At 65.2% G+C, this 17,742-nt stretch carries 15 protein-coding genes; 6 read left to right on the top strand and 9 right to left on the bottom strand.

The features are described 5' to 3' along the window. The first annotated feature begins 61 nt into the window (after nucleotides 1–61). The 5 genes from F9929_RS07370 to F9929_RS07390 all read left to right on the top strand — a co-directional run bounded on the left by F9929_RS07370 (nucleotide 62) and on the right by F9929_RS07390 (nucleotide 6,341). Entirely contained in the window at nucleotides 62–1,126 is a 1,065-nt protein-coding gene (locus F9929_RS07370; RefSeq protein ID WP_152045914.1) for a serine/threonine protein kinase, read from the top strand. A 281-nt stretch (nucleotides 1,127–1,407) separates the two neighbouring features. Next, nucleotides 1,408–4,113, top strand: a complete 2,706-nt coding sequence (locus F9929_RS07375) for an ATP-dependent helicase (RefSeq protein ID WP_152045915.1) — start codon at nucleotides 1,408–1,410, stop codon at nucleotides 4,111–4,113. 90 nt (nucleotides 4,114–4,203) lie between these two features. Further along, a complete protein-coding gene (locus tag F9929_RS07380; RefSeq protein WP_152045916.1) occupies nucleotides 4,204–5,325 on the top strand; it encodes a calcium:proton antiporter in 1,122 nt (373 codons plus the stop codon). Between the two features lie 137 nt (nucleotides 5,326–5,462). Next, on the top strand, nucleotides 5,463–5,957 hold the full coding sequence (locus F9929_RS07385) for a BA14K family protein (RefSeq protein WP_152045917.1): 495 nt from the start codon (nucleotides 5,463–5,465) through the stop codon (nucleotides 5,955–5,957). Between the two features lie 180 nt (nucleotides 5,958–6,137). Further along, nucleotides 6,138–6,341, top strand: coding sequence for a hypothetical protein (locus F9929_RS07390; protein ID WP_152045918.1), 204 nt, complete (start codon nucleotides 6,138–6,140; stop codon nucleotides 6,339–6,341). Between the two features lie 8 nt (nucleotides 6,342–6,349). Here the strand turns inward: F9929_RS07390 and F9929_RS07395 are convergent, their stop codons facing one another. The 3 genes from F9929_RS07395 to F9929_RS07405 are packed head-to-tail and all read right to left on the bottom strand — an operon-like array spanning nucleotide 6,350 to nucleotide 9,076. Then, complete coding sequence (locus F9929_RS07395; protein WP_152045919.1) at nucleotides 6,350–7,225, bottom strand: 50S ribosomal protein L11 methyltransferase; 876 nt, start codon at nucleotides 7,223–7,225, stop codon at nucleotides 6,350–6,352. A 13-nt stretch (nucleotides 7,226–7,238) separates the two neighbouring features. Next, on the bottom strand, nucleotides 7,239–7,826 hold the full coding sequence (locus F9929_RS07400) for an SCO family protein (protein WP_152045920.1): 588 nt from the start codon (nucleotides 7,824–7,826) through the stop codon (nucleotides 7,239–7,241). A gap of 53 nt (nucleotides 7,827–7,879) precedes the next feature. Next, the gene (locus F9929_RS07405; RefSeq protein ID WP_152045921.1) at nucleotides 7,880–9,076 is read right to left on the bottom strand and encodes an MFS transporter; all 1,197 of its coding nucleotides are present in this window, start codon (nucleotides 9,074–9,076) and stop codon (nucleotides 7,880–7,882) included. A 155-nt stretch (nucleotides 9,077–9,231) separates the two neighbouring features. Here F9929_RS07405 and F9929_RS07410 point away from each other — a divergent pair, with 155 nt between their 5' ends. Continuing rightward, nucleotides 9,232–10,200 (top strand): Tim44 domain-containing protein, encoded by a 969-nt coding sequence (locus tag F9929_RS07410; protein WP_152045922.1) that lies wholly within the window; start codon nucleotides 9,232–9,234, stop codon nucleotides 10,198–10,200. Nucleotides 10,201–10,260: 60 nt separating this feature from the next. On the opposite strand, the gene F9929_RS07415 is transcribed toward F9929_RS07410, so the two are convergent. From F9929_RS07415 to F9929_RS07440, 6 genes are all read right to left on the bottom strand, one after another. Further along, nucleotides 10,261–10,557: an AzlD family protein gene (locus tag F9929_RS07415; protein ID WP_152045923.1), complete on the bottom strand. Its 297-nt coding sequence runs from the start codon at nucleotides 10,555–10,557 to the stop codon at nucleotides 10,261–10,263. Next, nucleotides 10,554–11,249: an AzlC family ABC transporter permease gene (locus F9929_RS07420; RefSeq protein ID WP_152045924.1), complete on the bottom strand. Its 696-nt coding sequence runs from the start codon at nucleotides 11,247–11,249 to the stop codon at nucleotides 10,554–10,556. Before F9929_RS07420 ends, F9929_RS07415 begins: the two co-directional genes overlap by 4 nt. A gap of 67 nt (nucleotides 11,250–11,316) precedes the next feature. Then, nucleotides 11,317–12,186 (bottom strand): 3'-5' exonuclease, encoded by an 870-nt coding sequence (locus tag F9929_RS07425; protein WP_152045925.1) that lies wholly within the window; start codon nucleotides 12,184–12,186, stop codon nucleotides 11,317–11,319. A 13-nt stretch (nucleotides 12,187–12,199) separates the two neighbouring features. Beyond that, complete coding sequence (gene ligA, locus F9929_RS07430) at nucleotides 12,200–14,683, bottom strand: NAD-dependent DNA ligase LigA (protein ID WP_152045926.1); 2,484 nt, start codon at nucleotides 14,681–14,683, stop codon at nucleotides 12,200–12,202. A 64-nt stretch (nucleotides 14,684–14,747) separates the two neighbouring features. Continuing rightward, the gene (gene recN / locus F9929_RS07435; protein WP_152045927.1) at nucleotides 14,748–16,421 is read right to left on the bottom strand and encodes a DNA repair protein RecN; all 1,674 of its coding nucleotides are present in this window, start codon (nucleotides 16,419–16,421) and stop codon (nucleotides 14,748–14,750) included. A gap of 382 nt (nucleotides 16,422–16,803) precedes the next feature. Continuing rightward, nucleotides 16,804–17,676: an outer membrane protein assembly factor BamD gene (locus tag F9929_RS07440; protein ID WP_152045928.1), complete on the bottom strand. Its 873-nt coding sequence runs from the start codon at nucleotides 17,674–17,676 to the stop codon at nucleotides 16,804–16,806. Nucleotides 17,677–17,742: the final 66 nt, after the last annotated feature.

Below are 17,742 nucleotides of genomic sequence, written 5' to 3' on the forward strand. Positions count from 1 at the left end.
AGCATGGCGAAACTCGTGGCGGAGACGCCGAGACTTATCCAGAGGTTCCAGCCCGTTCTCCATGGCGAAGCGCCCTATCCTGCCGTCCCCCTTCGTTTCGCGCGCCGTGTTGAAGCGCGACGTTTTCAGCGAAATTTCCGTCGGCACCCTGCGCGACCAGCCGGACGTGACCGTCACCTATCGCCGCGTTTCGCATTCCGCGCCCTGGTCGCGCCCCCTCGCCTGGGCGCTGGCAAAGCGCGAGATCAGGGCGCTGATGGCGCTCGACGGCTTGCCCAACATTCCAAAGCTCTTAGGCGTCGATCGCTCGGGCCTTTACCGCTCGTGGATCGAAGGAGCGCCTTTGCATGTCGCCAAGCCCTTCGGCAACGAAAGCTATTTCCGCGACGCCAAGCGGTTGCTTCTCGCCATGCATCGGCGGGGCGTCACCCATAACGATCTCGCCAAGCCGCAGAACTGGCTGATGACCCCGGATGGCCGCGCCGCGCTGATCGACATGCAGCTTGCCAGCGTGTTCCCCAAGCGCACCGCCTTGTTCCGCCTTCTCGCCCGCGAAGACCTGCGCCACCTTCTGAAGCAGAAACGCACATGGTGCCGCGAAGCGTTGACGCCTTCCGAAAAGCGGCTTCTCGCCACCCGCAGCGTGCCGGCGCAGGTGTGGATGAAGACCTTCAAGCCCGTCTATAACGGCGTGACGCGCGGGATTTTCAACTGGTCGGACGGCGAAGGCACGCGCGATCGGATGGATACGGAAGGCCGCGCCATCGCGGCGCGGTTCGACATGGACCCGGCGATCGCCGCTCATGCGGTTCTGCCGTTTCCGTACCCGAAGAGCCGGGGCGGCATCGGCATCTACGCCTTCGTCGAGCCGATGCAGGGCGTCGAGAATGCAGAGATTCAGCGCAAGCTCGCCAAGGGGCCCGAACCCCGGCCGGACATCGTGCAGGTGGTGGCGCGCCTGCCGCGCGGAACCGACGGGCGCACACGCGAGGATCTCCTCCGGCTCGTCGCGATCAATCATGTCGAGGAGATCGATGCGGCCGATGCCGATGCCGAAACGCGCGAGCTGATGCGCGAGATCGCGGCAGGGCGCGGCAATCTGACCGACCGCCGGCTCAAGCTGTAAGAGCGCCTAACAGAACCTCCGGGCGGAGGATGGCCGAGGGCTTTTCGTCGTTCGCAAGGCGCCAAACGCAGTCGATGCCAGCGGCATCGGCGAGGATTGGCAACGGTCCATGCGGACGGGGCGAGACAAGCGGCTCGTCCCTTCGGACGGCGAGAAGAACCGGCCAGCCGACCCCGCGAGGTTTTGGTAGGTGCTCTCAGGATGAGTTGTGTGCCGGGCGGGGTGGCGCGTCCGGCTCTGTTCCACTACTGTTCCGCCAACGACCAATTAAATAGACCGTGATGACAGGACCGGACGAACATTTTCGGCCGCTTGCCGGCGTGCCCGAGCGCCGGCCGGGCGGCATCACCGCGCGTGCCCTCGCCGCCCGCGGCGGCGACATCGCCAAGGTGCCGAACTATCTCGCAGGGCTCAACCCCGAGCAAAGCGCCGCTGTGGAAACCACGGAAGGGCCGGTACTCGTGCTGGCGGGCGCTGGCACCGGCAAGACGCGCGTTCTCACCACGCGCATCGCCCATATTCTGGCGAGCCGGCTCGCCTATCCCTCGCAGATTCTGGCCGTGACCTTCACCAACAAGGCCGCGCGCGAGATGAAGACGCGTATCGGCCATCTCGTCGGCGGCGAGGTGGAAGGCATGCCTTGGCTCGGCACCTTCCACTCCATCGGCGTGAAGATGCTGCGCCGTCACGCCGAGCTGGTCGGTCTGAAGTCGAACTTCACCATTCTCGACACCGACGATCAGATCCGCCTCATCAAGCAGTTGATCCAGGCCGAGAAGCTGGACGACAAGCGCTGGCCGGCGCGCGCCTTCGCACAGATGATCGACGGCTGGAAGAACAAGGGTCTGACGCCGAAGGACATTCCCGAAGGCGATGCGCGCGCTTTCGCCAACGGCCGCGGGCGCGAACTCTATGCGGCCTATCAGGAACGGCTGAAGAGTTTGAACGCCACCGATTTCGGCGACCTCCTGATGCACCCGATCGCGATCTTTCGCGCTCACCCGGACATCTTGGCCGATTATCACCGGCGCTTCCGCTACATCCTCGTGGACGAGTACCAGGACACGAACGTCGCGCAGTACCTTTGGCTGCGGCTTCTGGCGCAGCGCTCTCGCGCCACGATGGACGACGCGGAAACGCCGATCAACGTCTGCTGCGTCGGCGACGACGACCAGTCCATCTATGGCTGGCGCGGCGCGGAGGTGGACAACATCCTGCGCTTCGAAAAGGACTTCCAGAACGCGACTGTGATCCGCCTGGAGCGCAACTACCGCTCCACCGCGCACATCCTCGGCGCGGCCTCGCATCTCATCGCGCATAACGAGGACCGGCTCGGCAAGACCCTCTTCACCGATGCCGCGCTGGAAGCGGACCATGAGAAGGTCGAGGTCAACGCCGCCTGGGATTCGGAAGAAGAAGCGCGCGCGGTGGGCGAGGAGATCGAGCAGCTTCAGCGTCGCGGTTGCCGCCTGAACGATATGGCGATCCTGGTGCGCGCGTCGTTCCAGATGCGCGAGTTCGAAGACCGCTTCGTCACGCTCGGTCTGAACTACCGCGTGATCGGCGGGCCGCGCTTCTACGAACGCCAGGAGATCCGCGACGCTCTCGCTTATTTCCGCTGCGTGGTGCAGCCGGCCGACGACCTCGCCTTCGAGCGCATCGTGAATACGCCGAAGCGCGGCCTCGGCGACACCACCGTCCGCCTGCTGCACGACCACGCGCGGGCGAACGGAATTCCGATGATGGCCGCCGCCGCCGACATCGCGACGACGGAGGAGTTGAAGGCCAAGCCTCGCATGTCGGTCGCCAACCTGACGAAGAATTTCGCGCGCTGGTCGTCGCTTCTCGCCACCACCAAACACACCGATCTCGCCGAGATGATCCTGGAGGAGTCCGGCTATACCGAGATGTGGCAGAACGACCGTTCGGCCGAAGCGCCGGGCCGGCTGGACAACCTCAAGGAACTGATCCGCTCCATGGAGCCCTACGAGTCGCTGCCTAGCTTCCTTGAGCACGTCTCGCTCGTCATGGACGCCGAGCAGAAAGCGGATCTCGACGCCGTGTCCATCATGACGCTCCATTCGGCCAAGGGTCTGGAATTCGACACCGTGTTCCTGCCCGGCTGGGAAGAAGGCCTGTTCCCGCATCAGCGTTCGCTGGACGAAGGCGGACGCTCGGGCTTGGAGGAAGAGCGCCGCCTCGCCTATGTCGGCATCACGCGCGCCAAGAAGCGCGCCAAGCTCTGGTTCGTTTCGAACCGCCGCATCCACGGCCTTTGGCAGTCCACCATCCCGTCACGCTTCCTCGATGAGTTGCCCGAAGACCATGTGGAGGTGAAGGAAGCCAATTCTTCCTATGGCGGCTATGGCCGGGGCGGTGGCGGCTACGGCGCATCCCGCTGGGACGCCGACGCCTTTTCCACCTCCTCCTACCAGACGCCCGGTTGGAAGCGGGCGCAAGCGGCGCGCGCCGCCGAAACGCGGCCCGACACCGCCTGGGGCTCGCGTTCGGGGCACAAGGAACGCTCGATCACCTATGGCGACAGCGGCGTTTCGGGACCGGACGTGCGGCGCTCCTCACGCGACGCCGACATCGCGGCCAAGGCCGACCGTTACGCGAAACTGAGCGAGGAGCGCGCCGGCGGCTCAGCAAAGCCCGCCGCGACGGGTTTTGCGGGCCGCATCGAGCGCGGCGCCGACAACCCGCCCCCCGCCGGCTTCGCGCGTGGCGGCGGCAGCAACCGGCCGGCGAGTCGAGGCTTCGGGCTTCATGCGAGCGCGCGCGACGGTGGGCCGCGCGAGATCGAAGGCACGCTCGTCGCCAAGTCGGTCGGAACGGAGGAAAGCCGCTTCAAGGTCGGTGACCGCGTGTTCCACCAGAAGTTCGGCAACGGGTCCGTTTCGGCCGTGGAAGGCAACAAGCTGACGGTAGACTTCGACCGGGCCGGTCAGAAGCGGGTTCTGGAAGGCTTCGTTCAGGAACTTTGAGCGCGAGAAGGCAACTTTCTCGGTTGCCTTCTTCCCAACCCTTCTTAAGTGCCCACAGGATACAAAGGCTCGAATGGAAGGAAGCGGCGGATGAATGCATCCGGACTGGTAAGACTGGCTGCGGCTTGGGGGTCGGTCGGCTTCTTTCTCTTGTTCGGAAACGTTCTTCTTTCCCAACTCGAAAATCCGATTATGGCGACGGTTGCTTTCGCCTGGCTCTTCGGCGTGATCATCTGGGCCGCCTTTGGCGTCGTGCACGAAGCCGAGGAACTGGCGGAGATTCTCGGCGAGCCTTACGGCACGCTCATCCTGACCCTATCGATCGTCATCATCGAAGTGGCGCTTATCGCTGCCGTGATGCTCGGCGCGAAGGAAGCACCGACGCTCGGGCGCGACACGATGTTCGCGGTGCTGATGATCGTTCTGAACGGTGTGGTGGGCGTCGGTCTTCTCGTGGGCGGCCATCGCCATCACCAGCAGACCTTCAACCTCCAGGGTGCCTCCGCCTATCTCGCGGTGCTGATCCCCCTCACCTTCATCAGCCTCGTTCTGCCGAATCTCACGACCTCGACCACCGACGGCAGCCTGACGATCTTCCAGGCCATCGCGTTCTCGGTCTTTACCATTGCGCTCTATGGCATCTTTCTGGTGATCCAGACGGGGCGGCATCAGGCCTTCTTCGTCTTCCCGAACGAATCGAGGGAAGACGCGAAGGACCCGGCGGTGCTCGTGCCGAACGAGCGGAAGGATACCGAGCAGTTAGGCGTCCTCCCGCATACGGGGCTTCTTCTCGCCAACATCCTGCCGATCGTCATTCTGTCGAAAAGCCTCGCGACCGTTCTCGATCACGGCATTGCGGTTCTCGGCGCACCGACCGCTCTCGGCGGCATTCTCATCGCCATGATCGTTTTCACCCCGGAAGGCATCTCGGCGCTGAAGGCGGTCGCCGCCAACGAATTGCAGCGGGCGATCAACCTTTGTCTCGGCGCCGCCACCTCAACTGTCGGATTGACAGTGCCGGCCATCCTGTTCATCGGCCTCTTCACCGGCCAACAGGTCGTGCTCGGTCTTTCGCCGTCGAACATGGCCCTTCTCGTGATGACGCTGATCCTGTCGATCGTGACCTTCACCGCGTCGGCGACGACGGTTCTGCAAGGCGCGGTCCATTTGGTGATGTTTCTGGTCTTCATGGTGCTGGTGTTCAGCCCGTGATGCCGGCAGATAGCGGCAGACCCTTCGGTCTGCGCCTTCCAGCATTCACGAACTGGTGACGAAACAAAGACTTGCCGAGGGAACCTTCGATAAACTGCGTCCTTCCCCCTGACAGGGACGTGTTCGGAGGAACCCTTATGAGATTTTTCAAGTCGCTGGGCGTAAAGCTCCTGGCGGGCGTGCTGGCATTCACCTTCGTTCCCGCCGTTTCGCCCTCGGGCGCCCCGCTGATCGGTGTTTCGAAAGCCGAAGCCCAGTATTATGGTGGTGGCCATCACGGGCGCTATTATCGCCATGGCGGCTATGGCGGGCATCGAGGCTATTATGGCGGCCGCAACTTCAATCGCGACCGAGGCTACTACCGCGACCGCGGCTATTATGGCGGCCGGCGCTACCATGGCGGGCGCCGCTACTACCGCAATCGCGACAATGGCGCGGCGATCGCGGCCGGCATCATCGGCCTCGGCGTCGGGGCGGCCATCGCCAACTCGGCCCGGCCCCGCTATGCCGCCCCTGCTTATCGCGGCGGTCTGACAGCACACGACCGCTACTGTCTGTCGCGCTACCGGTCCTACGATCCCGCCAGCGGCACGTATCAGCCCTATAACGGTCCGCGCCGGCTTTGCCGGTGAGGCATCCGGCAGCGAATACGAAGGCGGGGACGGTCCCCGCCTTTTTTGTGACGCCCATGCGAATGCTGCACTGCAACATCACAGACCCTGCCATGCAGCCACGGCACTGGTCATTGCCGATTTTCGCGACATAAATCGATTTGGGAGAAGCGACATTTGAATTAATGCAGGAGCTTTTCCATGACAGCCCCTTTTTCTGCCCAAGGACAGGCCACGTTCCCGCGCCTCGCTACCGCACGAGGCGATGTCAGATCCATCTCCCGCTCGCGCCGGCCAGCCCATCACGGCATCGCCGGAGCGTTGATGTTCGGGCATGAGTTCGGCGAAGCGACCGGCGGCGAGCGCCCGTTCTTCGCCGATGTTCAGGCCCCCGCCCGCAACTGATCGTCGCCTTAACGACGGGCGAGGTGCAACGTCACCCAGTCACCATTCCGAATGGTTTCGTGATGGTAGAGATACTGGTCGCGATAGGCAGCGAGCACCGCGTTGCGCTGGCGCACGAGAATGCCCGACAGGATGAGGTCCCCGTCGAAGGCGAGGTTTCGCGCCACGGCCGGGGCGAGCTTGGCGAGCGGGCCTGCCAGAATGTTCGCCACGATCAGGTCGTAGGGCGCGCCGCTGCGGATGGCGGGGCCTGCCATGCCGGTCGCGACGACGACCTCGACAAGCCCGGCCACCCTGTTCGCTTCGACGTTCTGACGAGCCACATCGACGGCGACCGGATCGATATCTGTTGCCAGAACCGGCACGCGGGCGAGTTTGGCGACGCCGATGGCGAGAACCGCCGTGCCGGTGCCGAGATCGAGCGCGTTGCGCGGCCGGCGACGGCGCACGATGCGATGGATCATTTCCAGGCATCCCGCCGTGGTGCCGTGATGGCCGGTGCCGAAAGCCTGACCCGCTTCGATCTCGACCGAAAGGTCGTTCGCGCGAACCACGCCGCGATCGTGGGCTCCGTGCACCACGAAGCGCCCTGCCCGGACCGGCTTCAGGTCGGCCAGCACGATCTTCATCCAGTCCGTGTCGGGGATGGTCTCGTGCTGCAGGCGCTCGCGCCATTCGTCGGGGAGCGCCGATGTCACATCCGGCCGGCGATCCTTACCTTCGGCATCGTCGAAATAAACCGAAATCTCGTGGATGTCGGCGGCCTCATCGATCTCGGTGGTGCCGACGGGTGCGCCGTCCTCTTCGAATGCGGCATCCCATGCCGTGAAGATCGCTTCGGCCTCGGCCTTGGTGCCGCGAAGATAGAAGCGTGATTGGGGCATGGAGTAGGGTCGCTCAGCTTTTCGCAAGACGTTCGAGTTTGGCCTTGGCGCTCGCGGGGTCTTCGCCATAGGCCAGCGTGGCCACGAGCTCGCCTTTCGAATCCAGGAGAAGCGTCGTCGCCGTGTGATCCATCGTGTAGTCCGGGCCTTCGCCGACCTTCTTGGAATAGATGCCCCAGCCTTTCAGCATGGTCGCCACATCCTCCGGGCGTCCGGTGAGGGCGACGGCCTGCTTGTCGATGGCGCCGACATAGGTCCGCAGGATGTCCGGCGTATCGCGCTCTGGATCGACGGTCACGAACACGATCCGGAAGTCGCCGGTCTTCGCCAGCTCCTGCCGGTAGGCGCCGAGTTCCGCAAGAGTGGTCGGGCAGACATCCGGGCAATTCGTGAAACCGAAGAAGACGGCGCTCGGCTTGCCGCGGAACATGGCTTCGGTCACCGGCGTGCCGTTCTGATCTTCGAGGCGAAAGGGCGTGCCATAGGGAGCCGCTGCGCTTTGCTGCGATCCGGTGCCGAAGAAGGTCAAAGCCAGTGCGGCGCCGCCGAATAGGGCGATCATCGTCCAAAGCGCGATACGCAATACCGCCATCCTGCTCATGCGTCGCTTCCCCACCGTTGTTGCGCTTGGCGATACATCACGAGCGTCCGGGCTCAAAGTCCCCGCCGCGATCCGCGCTCGGAGAGAAGCGCGTAAAGAAAGGCGGCCGCCGGAAAACCGAGGCCGAGAACGCAGACGCCGGCCCAGCCGAAGCGGTCGAGCGCCGGGCTCGTCAAGGCCGATCCGATCGCGCCGCCGGTGAAGAAGGTCGCCATGTAAACCGCGTTCAGGCGGTTGCGGATCGCCGGATCGAGCTGGAAGATTTCGCGCTGGCCGATCACGAGATTGGCCTGGACGCCGAGATCGATGAGGATGCCGGCGCACACCAGCGCGGCGAGCGAATGGGCTCCGGCGAGCGCGATGGCGAAGCCGGCGATCACGGTGCCGATGGCGAGAAGCGTGCCGGTGCGGGAGTGCCCCCGGTCCGCCAACCGCCCCGCAACGGGCGCGGCGAAGACGCCGAGAACGCCGGACAAGGCGAAGAACGCGATGCCGGTCTGCGTCAGTTCGTGCGGCGGCCGCAGGAGGATCAGCGGCGCGCCCGTCCAGAACAACGAGAAACTCGCGAACAACGACGCATGATAAAGCGCCCGCCGGCGCAGCACGGGCTCGTGAACGAACAAGCGTCCAAGCGAGGCGACGAGGTAAGGATAGGAATGCGAAGCGACGGGCTTGCGGCGGGGCAAAAGCTTCAGGCTCGCCAGCATGATCGCCGTCACCACAGAGGCGGAGGCGAGAAAGACGCCCCGCCAACCGATATGCACGGACAGGAAGCTCGCCAGCGGGCGGGCGATCAGGATGCCGCCGAGAAGGCCGCTCATGACGTTGCCGACGACGCGCCCCCTGGCCGCGGGCGGCGCAAGGTGCGCGGCCAGCGGCACGAGCATCTGCGCGGCGGTGGAGGTAATGCCGACAACAAGCATCAGGGCGAAAAGCGCAGCAAGCCCCGGCGCCAGCGCAAAGCCGACGAGCCCGACGACATTCGCCGCCATGGTCGCCAGAATGAGGCTGCGGTTCTCCACGACGTCGCCGAGCGGCACAAGCGCAACAAGGCCAAGGCCGTAGCCGATCTGCGCGGCGGTAACGATGGCGCTTTCCACGGATGGGTCGAGACCCACCGACTGCGCGATCGGGGCGACGAGGGGCTGCGCATAATAGAGATTGGCGGCGAGAGCGCCGCAGGCGAGCGCGAAGAAGGTCGTCAGCCCGAGGCCGAGGCCGTTCGTGGCGGAAAGTTGCTGGTCGCTCATGCGCGGGTGCTAGAACCTGTCATCGCCGCGCACAAGCACCGCCTCGCGCGACCGTCCGCCCCAAGGCGACAAACCCGCTCACCAAAGATTGCATCCCTTCGCAATCGCGGAACGGATACCCATATCATCATAGACGAATCAACAGGGACCCGACCATGATCGCCTCACGCAAGACCAGGCTGCTTTCAGCGCTCGGCGCTCTGGCCGTGGCCTTCACGATGGTGACGGTGGATGCCGCCGACGCGCGGCGCGGCGGCAGTTTCGGCAGCCGAGGAAGCCGCACCTTCGACTCGGCTCCCGCCACGAATACCGCGCCGAGCGTCGCCCCGGTCCAGCGCAGCACGACGCAGCCCGGCGCCGCCACCCAGCGCCCCGCGGCCGGCGCCGCCACACCCGCCGTCAACCGCCCGAGCTTCGGCGGCAACCTGATGCGCGGCCTGATGATCGGCGGCCTCGTCGGGCTTCTGATGGGCTCGGGCTTCGGCGGCCTCGCGGGCATGCTCGGCTTCCTCGTCCAGGCTCTCCTGCTCGCGCTCGTCGTGATGCTGGCGATCCGCTTCTTCCGCTCGCGCTCCTCTTCGCCGGCCATGGCGGGTGGCAGACCGCAGGGCATGCAGCGCTCGCAGGAGCCGAATGGCGGCCAGAGCTACGGCATCCCCGGAATCGGTTCGCGTGCTGCCATGGGCGGCGGCAGTGCGGCACGCCGTCCGGTGAACCGCGACGAGCTCGGCATCGGTGAAAACGACCTCAACACTTTCGAGCGCCGCTTGACCGAGTTGCAGGACGCCTATTCCCGTGAGGATTACGCGACGCTGGACCGGATCGCGACGCCGGAAATGGTGAGCTATCTGGCCGAGGAACTCGCCCGCAACGCTTCGCAGGGTCTGCGCAACGAAGTCTCCGACGTCAGCCTTCTCCAGGGCGATGTCGCGGAAAGCTGGCGCGAAGCGAATAGCGACTACGCGACGGTTGCGATGCGCTATTCCTCGCGCGATGTCACGCGGGAGCGGACCAGTGGGCGCGTGGTTTCCGGCAATGAGCAACCGAGCGAGTCCACGGAAATCTGGACCTTCCTGCGCGAGCGCGGCGGTGAGTGGAAGCTGTCGGCCATTCAGGAGGCTTGAGAGCCTTCGCAGGTTGACGTCGGTACAATCGAAGGCGCCCCGCAACGGGCGCCTTTTTCGTTACAGGTTGAAGCTGCGTAAGGCGGCCACGATGGCGGTTGCTCCGAAGATCACGATGAGGTTCGGCAGGCGGAAGGCGAGGATGCCGGCAGCGAGCAGAACAAGGCGTTCGCTCCATGTGCCGTCCACGAAACCCGGCACCGCGATGGTGACGAGAACCGCCGCCGGCACGGCATCGAGCGCCGCCTCGACCTTGGGCGGCAATGTTTGAAACCGGGCAACGGCGAGATAGCCGGCGACCCGCGTCGCGTAGGTCAGAAGCGCGCCGCCGAAGATGACCCACCAGAATCCGCTCATGCCTCGCCGTCCTTCGCGCGGTTCGGGGTGACGATGGCCGCGTAGGCGATGCCGGCGAGGCCGCCGAACGTGACGTGCCAGGGCGGCCCGACGACCACGTAGAGAAGACCGGCCGTCGCCGCCGAGACGAGCGCCACCATCCTGAAGTTCGCCCGTTTGCGGAAGTCGGTGACGAGCGCGAGGAAATAAACCGGCAGAATGAAATCGAGCGCCACGGCATGCGGGTTCGTGACCAGCTTGCCGAAATGATATCCGATCCAGGACGATGCGACCCAGCCGGCATAGAGCGCGATGGCGAAGGAGAAGTAGAAGCTCTTGGTGAGCGGCTTGTCCGCCGCCCTCGCCTCTGCCGCGCCGAAACTCGGATCGACCAGCAGAAAGAAGGCCAACGCCTTCTGCCACCAAGAGAAGCGCGTCAGGTGACGCCCGATCGATGCCGAATAAAGCACGTGGCGGAAATTCAGCGCAAAAATCGACAGAAGCACCGCCCACAGGGGCGAACCGAGCCCGATCATCTGGATCGCCGCAAGCTGGCTCGCGCCGGCATAAACAAGACCGCCGAAGCCGAGCGTCTGCCCGAGCGTGAGCCCTGAGGACACGGAAACCGTTCCATAGACCGCCCCGAAGGGCACGATCACCGCGAGAACGGGAATGACTTCGCGCAGGCCTGCGCGCGCTTCATGAAAGGACAAATCGGAGTTCCATGGCCGAGATCGCCACCCGACCTCTAGCCGGCCGGTTGCGCCAAAGCCAGCATCGTCAGGCGGCGTCGAAGACGCGAAGGCTGGCGGACAGAAGCGTCGAAAGCTGCCGGCCTTCTTCTTCCGAGCCGACCATGACGGCGCGGTAATCGCCGGACAGAAGCGACTTCATGTGCCGGCATTCGGCGCGGAACTTGGCGCCGGGACAGGAGCAGAAGAGCTTGCGGTCACTTCGCCCATCGGTGCGCAGCACCATGTCGTAGGGGGTGCCCTTGCTGCCGCTGACGCGAAAGCGCAGCACGTTCTCGATCTTCGGGCGCCCCATGCGCGCGGCCATCGCGCGATCGGCGATGCCGCCCTCGCGCCTTGCGGAAGCGGCCGCCACGCGCTTGCGCAATGACAAACGGTCGGCAAGTTCGTTGACGCACGCCGCCCCCGCCTGCCGCGCCCCTTCCAGCGCGATCTCGGCGCAGGCCATGGCGTCCTCCCCCGCATGGTGATGCCGGAAGCCGATGCCGAACTTCGCGGCGAGCGCGGACAAGCGCTTGCTCGGCTCTTCCGGCCAAAGACGCCGCGCGAGGCTGACCGTGCAGAAGGAATCGAAACACGGCTGCGGCAGCCGGTAATGGGCGAGCGTCGCGGCAAGGACGCGCATATCGAAGGACGCGTTGTGCGCCAGAACAAGCGCGCCGCCGAACTCTTGCTCGATATCCCGCCAAAGATCCGGGAACTCCGGGGCGTCCAGAACATCGGTCGGCCGAATGCCATGCACGCGGATATTGCCGGGATCGAAGACGAGTTCGGGCGGCCGCACTAGGCTGTAGAGGCGGCGCGTCACCGCGCCGTCTTCCACGAAGGCGAGGCCGATCGCGCAGGCGCTGGCCGGCGAGCGGTTCGCGGTCTCGAAATCCAGGGCAACGATGGTCATGGAACGAGATGAATCAGCCTTCGCCGATCAAGGCAAGCCATTCGTCCTCGCTGATCACCTTCACGCCGTGCTTTTCGGCATCCGCCAGCTTGGAGCCGGCGCCCGGCCCCGCCACCACGAGATCGGTCTTCTTCGACACCGAGCCCGACACCTTGGCGCCGAGCGCTTCGGCGCGCTTGGTGGCATCCGGCCGGGTCATCTTCTCCAGGGAGCCGGTGAAGACCATGGTCTTGCCGGCGACCGGCGAAGCGGCCGGCACCTTGGGTCGTTCGTTGATAGTCGAGACGCCGGCCTCCAAGAGCGCCAGAACCGCTTCGCGATTGTGCTTTTCCTCGAAGAACGAGATGAGGGACTGCGTCGCCACCGGGCCCAGATCGCCGTCCTTGGAAAGCGAGAGAAAGGCTTCGCTCGGCGCATGGCTGCTGGCGCGGCCGATGGCTTCCCGGATGGCGGACGCCTCGCCATAGCGCTCCTTCAGCGCGACGCGCTGATTCGCCTTCAATGCCAGCGAAGTGTCCTTCAGCGGGTCCCAGCTTTCGTCTTCGAGCTTGGTTGGCTCGATCTCCATCATGCGGGCGAAGGTGTTGCCGCCGACCGTGCGGAGGGTGCTGAGTTCGGTCCAGTCCTCCCCGGCCCGGCCTTTCGCCGCTGCATCGACGCCTTCGATAAACCCGCGCACGTCATCGAAATGGCGGGCTAGCGACTTGGCGCTGGTTTCGCCGATTTCCGGAATGCCGAGGGCGAACACGAAGCGATCCAGCGGGACCTCCCGCCGGGCGTCGATGCCCGACAGAATGTTCTCGATGGCTCTCGATGTCTCGGCCTTCTTCACCGTCTTTTCGGGCACGGCCTTGCCTTCGGCCGTGCGACGCAACTCGGACAGTTCGCGCCGCCGCGCTTCCACGGCTTCGCGCAGAGGTTCGAATTGGAGACGGAAGATGTCCGCCGGCTGGTGCACGAGACCTGCATCGAAGAGCGTTTCAATCATCGTCTCACCGAGCCCCTCGATATCGAAGGCATTGCGGGAAACGAAATGCTTCAGCCCCTCCCTTGCCTGTGCCGGACAGGTGAGAGTGGCCGTGCAAACGCGGTTGGAGTCGAGACGACCCGTGCGCGGATTGACGAGGCGCTCGGCCTTGGAGTTGCAGGCCGGGCAATGGTCGGGGAAAATGTAGGGAACGGCGTCTGCCGGGCGCTTCTCGATGACGATGTCGACCACCTGCGGAATGACGTCGCCGGCGCGCTGGATGACGATCGTATCGCCGATGCGGATATCCTTGCCCTCGCGGATCGGGCCGCCATCGGCATCCTTTCCCGCGATATAATCCTCGTTGTGGAGAGTGACGTTGGAAACGACGACGCCCCCCACCGTCACCGGCTGAAGCTTGGCGAGCGGCGCGAGCTTGCCGGTGCGCCCGACATTGATCTCGATCTCGCGCACCACCGTCGTCGCCTGCTCGGCGGAGAACTTGTGCGCGATGGCCCAGCGCGGCGCGCGCGATACGAAGCCGAGCCGCTTTTGAAGCTCGAGGTCGTCCACCTTGTAGACGACGCCATCGATGTCGTAGCCGAGCGTCGCGCGCTGCGCCTCGATGGAGCGGTAATGCTCGATCAGTCCGGCGATGTGGTCGAAACGGCGCATCAACGGGTTGGTCGAGAACCCGAAATGCCCAAGCGCTTCCACGACCTCGGTCTGCGTCCGGCCCGGCACCTCGCTCGCTTCCCCCCAGGCATAGGCGAAGAAGCGCAAGGGGCGCGAACGGGTGACCTCCGGGTTCTTCTGGCGCAGCGAGCCGGCGGCGGCGTTGCGCGGATTGGCGAACTGCCGCGCCGCCTTCGCGGTGACCACCTTGCCGGCCGCCTCGGCCGCTTCGGCGAGCGCCGCCGCTTCTTCCGCCAGCTTGATGTTCAAGCCCGCGAAATCGGCGTGCGTCATGTAGACCTCGCCGCGCACCTCGAAGATCTCCGGCGCTTCGCCGTGCAACTCGTCCGGGATGTCGGGCAGCGTCAGGGCGTTGGCCGTCACGTCCTCGCCCACCGCCCCGTCGCCGCGCGTTGCCGCCGACACGAGCCGCCCCTTCTCGTATCGCAACGACAAGGAAAGACCGTCGATCTTGGGCTCGGCAGTGATCGCGAGCGGCGCGTCGTCGGCAAGCTTCAGGAAGCGGCGAACGCGCTTGGCAAAGTCGGCGACATCCTCGTCCGAAAAGGCGTTGTCGAGGGACAGCATCGGCAGGGCGTGACGGATCTTCGCGAACTTCGCGGAAGGCGCCGAGCCGACTTTCAGGGAGGGAGAATCGCCGCGCACCAGATCGGGAAAGCGCGCCTCGATCGCAAGATTGCGCTTGCGCAAGGCATCGTATTCCTCGTCGGAAACGGCCGGCGCGTCTTCCTCGTAATATTGGCGGTCGTAGTCCGCCATCACCTCCGCCAGACGCTCCAGCTCGCTCGCCGCTTCTTTGCGGGTCAGGGTGTCGACGGATGTCTCGTTCGCCATGCCGGAAACTGCCGATCCTTGCGCTTGAACTGCGGACTGACCTACCCGATTCGGCGAAGCGAAGTCAGGCGGAAGCGCCGATGAGACGCTTGGCCGCCGCACGGGCTTCATCGGTGATGCTTTCACCGGCCAGCATGCGGGCAATCTCCTCCGTGCGGTGCGCAGCTTCCAGCGCGGCGACGCGGGTCGCCAGCCGTTCCTGCTCGGCTTCGCTCGCCGATTTCGAGATCAGAAGATGCGTCGTGGCGCGCGCCGCGACCTGCGGGGCATGCGTCACCGACAAAACCTGAACGCGGGACGCGAGGCGCGCCAAGCGACGACCGATGGCATCGGCCACCGCCCCGCCGACGCCCGTGTCGATCTCGTCGAAAACGAGGGTCGGCGCGGAGCCCTTGTCGGCCAGCGCGACCTTCAACGCCAAAAGGAAGCGCGAAAGCTCACCGCCGGACGCCACCTTCATCATCGGCCCGGCGCGCGTGCCGGGGTTGGTGCGCACCCAGAACTCCACCGTGTCGATCCCGGCCGCCGTCGGGCGCTCGGCATCGGCCGCCATCTCAACGACGAAGGCGGCGCGTTCCAGCTTCAGGTCCGGCAGTTCGGCCATCACGGCGCTTTCCAGATCGGCCGAGGTCGCATGACGCTTGGTCGACAGATCGCCGGCAAGACGGTCGAACACCGCGCGCTTCTCGGCGACCGCGCCGGTCAAAGCGGCGAGTCGAGATTCGCCTGCGTCGAGTTCGGCGAGATCGCCGATCATCTGGGCCGTCAGTTCCGGCAGATCGTCCACGGCGCAGGAGAATTTTCGGCCGGCGGCACGCAGCGCAAACAGCCGCTCCTCGGTTTCCTCCAGCGCGCGCGGATCGTATTCGAGGCTGCGCAGCGCCGCCTGGAGCCCCATCTGCGCGTCGGATAAGGCATCGAGCGCCGAGTCCAACCGCTCGATCGTTTCGTCCAGAAGGCCCGGCAACTCATCGCGCTTTCGATCGAGACGCTTCAGGAGCCCCGCAAGGCCAGGGATCGGCGAGGCATTGCCGGCAAGCTCCTCGAAGGCATCGTTGACATCCGTCGCGATCTTCTCGGACTTCATCATGATCTGGCGGCGCTCAGCGAGTTCGGCCTCCTCCCCCGCGATCGGCTGGAGTTCGGAAAGCTCCTCGACCGCCGCCCGAAGGTAATCGGCTTCGCGCGCGGCGGCCTCGACCTTGGCGCCGTGCCGGGCCAGTTCGCTTTCCGTCGCCCGCCATTCGGCGAAAGCCTTGCCGACCGCCTCGACCTCCGTCTGGAAACCGCCATACGCATCGAGCAGCATCCGATGCGCTTCGGGGTCGACCAATGCACGGTCGGCGTGCTGTCCGTGGATCTCCACCAGATTGGCGCCGATGTCGCGCATCAAGGCGACGCTGGACGGACGGTCGTTCACGAAAACGCGGCTGCGGCCGTCTGCGCTCTGGACACGGCGAAGAACGATATCGCCGTCGTCGTCGTAGCCGTTCTCCACGAGGAGACGGCGCACGGCATGGCCGGCGGGCGGATCGAAGACCGCAATGATCTCGCCCTGCTTGGCGCCGTGCCGCACGAGACCGCCATCGCCGCGCCCGCCGAGCGCGAGCGAAAGCGCGTCCAGAAGGATCGACTTACCGGCGCCCGTTTCGCCCGTCAGAACGGACAAGCCGCCGTTGAGGGTCAGATCGAGACGCTCGATCAACACGATGTCGCGGATCGAAAGGTGAACAAGCATGGAACGTAGTCGGTAGTCCCGAAGACCAGAAAAGGCAAGCCGGGCGAAGATAGGTGCGGCTGCGGCCCACGGGAAGCGGGCAACCGCCCGTTAAATTTTCCGCGTCAGATTACGCACTTTTCGCGGGCATCAAGCAGCGGCGCCGGGCCAGCGGCGCATCGGGGACGATGGGCCTCCCCCGACCGAGGCGACGGCCTCGCCCGCGAAACGGAGATGATACGATGTGGATGATTCCGCTCAGTATCACGTTTGAAATGAAAAGAACCCGGAGCACCTGGCAAGTGACTCTCCGGGTTCGATTCATCTTCTAACGAAAGGGTGGCGGCTTTCGTCGCCACCCGCTCCATCAAGATAATACAGCTTCACTGCAAATCAAAGCGGCTCAGCTCGAGCCGGTGATGGTGCGCGTCGCCTTGGTGAACCACGAGTCGCCACCCGCGGCGCGCGGCTCGAGCCCCTTGGACTGCAACAGCGCGTAGGAATCCTTGTACCACTGCGAGTCGGGGAAGTTCTGGCCGAGCACGGAAGCGGAGGCCTGGGCTTCCTGCGTCAGACCCATCGCGTAATAGGCTTCGGTCAGGCGGCTGAGGGCTTCCTCGACATGGCGGGTCTGCGGATACTGGTCCACGACCGTCTTGAAGCGGTTGATGGCGGCGAGATACTCGCGGCGCTCCAGATAATAGCGGCCGACCTGCATCTCCTTGCCGGCGAGCTGGTCGCGCGCCATGCGCACCTTGGAGCGGGCGTCCTCGGCATATTCGGACTCGGGATAGCGATCCACGACCTCCTGCATGGCGGACACGGCGCGCGCCGTGTCGCGCTGGTCGCGCGTCACATCCGGGATCTGACGGAAATAGGACAGGCCCATGATGTACTGCGCATAAGGCGCTTCATCCGTGCCGGGATAGGTCGACAGATAACGCCGCGAGGACGTCACGGCCGTGTCGTAATCGCCGTTGCGATAGGCGGCGAAGGCGCGCATCACGAGCGCCTTCCTGGCCCATTCGGAATAGGGATACTGGCGATCGATCGCCTCGAACTTCTTGGTAGCCTCGCCCAGACGCCCGCCGTCGAGATTGGCGAGACCCTGGTTGTAGAGCTGGTCCGCCGGCTCCGTCTGAGCGGCGAGCGCGAGTGGATCGACATCATCCTTCTCGCCGCCGAACAGGCAACCGGAAAGGGACATCGCGCCGCCCATGAGGCCAGCACAGAGCAAAAGACGGACGGGCGACGTCCGCTTCGTGATATCGCGCATGATCGCGCCTTCCCCTGATGGTCCCCTTATGGCCGCTGCGTTCTAAAGGACGACGCGGACCCCCAC

This window comes from Aureimonas psammosilenae (genome assembly GCF_009176975.1).
GTDB classification, from domain to species: Bacteria; Pseudomonadota; Alphaproteobacteria; order Rhizobiales; family Rhizobiaceae; genus Plantimonas; species Plantimonas psammosilenae.

What these genes read in the sequence shown, in the direction of transcription:
- F9929_RS07370 (WP_152045914.1), top strand. Translation starts at nt 62, where the DNA reads ATGGCGAAGCGCCCTATCCTGCCGTCCCCCTTCGTTTCGCGCGCCGTG.
- F9929_RS07375 (WP_152045915.1), top strand. Translation starts at nt 1,408, where the DNA reads ATGACAGGACCGGACGAACATTTTCGGCCGCTTGCCGGCGTGCCCGAG.
- F9929_RS07380 (WP_152045916.1), top strand. Translation starts at nt 4,204, where the DNA reads ATGAATGCATCCGGACTGGTAAGACTGGCTGCGGCTTGGGGGTCGGTC.
- F9929_RS07385 (WP_152045917.1), top strand. Translation starts at nt 5,463, where the DNA reads ATGAGATTTTTCAAGTCGCTGGGCGTAAAGCTCCTGGCGGGCGTGCTG.
- F9929_RS07390 (WP_152045918.1), top strand. Translation starts at nt 6,138, where the DNA reads ATGACAGCCCCTTTTTCTGCCCAAGGACAGGCCACGTTCCCGCGCCTC.
- F9929_RS07395 (WP_152045919.1), bottom strand. Translation starts at nt 7,225, where the DNA reads ATGCCCCAATCACGCTTCTATCTTCGCGGCACCAAGGCCGAGGCCGAA.
- F9929_RS07400 (WP_152045920.1), bottom strand. Translation starts at nt 7,826, where the DNA reads ATGAGCAGGATGGCGGTATTGCGTATCGCGCTTTGGACGATGATCGCC.
- F9929_RS07405 (WP_152045921.1), bottom strand. Translation starts at nt 9,076, where the DNA reads ATGAGCGACCAGCAACTTTCCGCCACGAACGGCCTCGGCCTCGGGCTG.
- F9929_RS07410 (WP_152045922.1), top strand. Translation starts at nt 9,232, where the DNA reads ATGATCGCCTCACGCAAGACCAGGCTGCTTTCAGCGCTCGGCGCTCTG.
- F9929_RS07415 (WP_152045923.1), bottom strand. Translation starts at nt 10,557, where the DNA reads ATGAGCGGATTCTGGTGGGTCATCTTCGGCGGCGCGCTTCTGACCTAC.
- F9929_RS07425 (WP_152045925.1), bottom strand. Translation starts at nt 12,186, where the DNA reads ATGACCATCGTTGCCCTGGATTTCGAGACCGCGAACCGCTCGCCGGCC.
- ligA (WP_152045926.1), bottom strand. Translation starts at nt 14,683, where the DNA reads ATGGCGAACGAGACATCCGTCGACACCCTGACCCGCAAAGAAGCGGCG.
- recN (WP_152045927.1), bottom strand. Translation starts at nt 16,421, where the DNA reads ATGCTTGTTCACCTTTCGATCCGCGACATCGTGTTGATCGAGCGTCTC.
- F9929_RS07440 (WP_152045928.1), bottom strand. Translation starts at nt 17,676, where the DNA reads ATGCGCGATATCACGAAGCGGACGTCGCCCGTCCGTCTTTTGCTCTGT.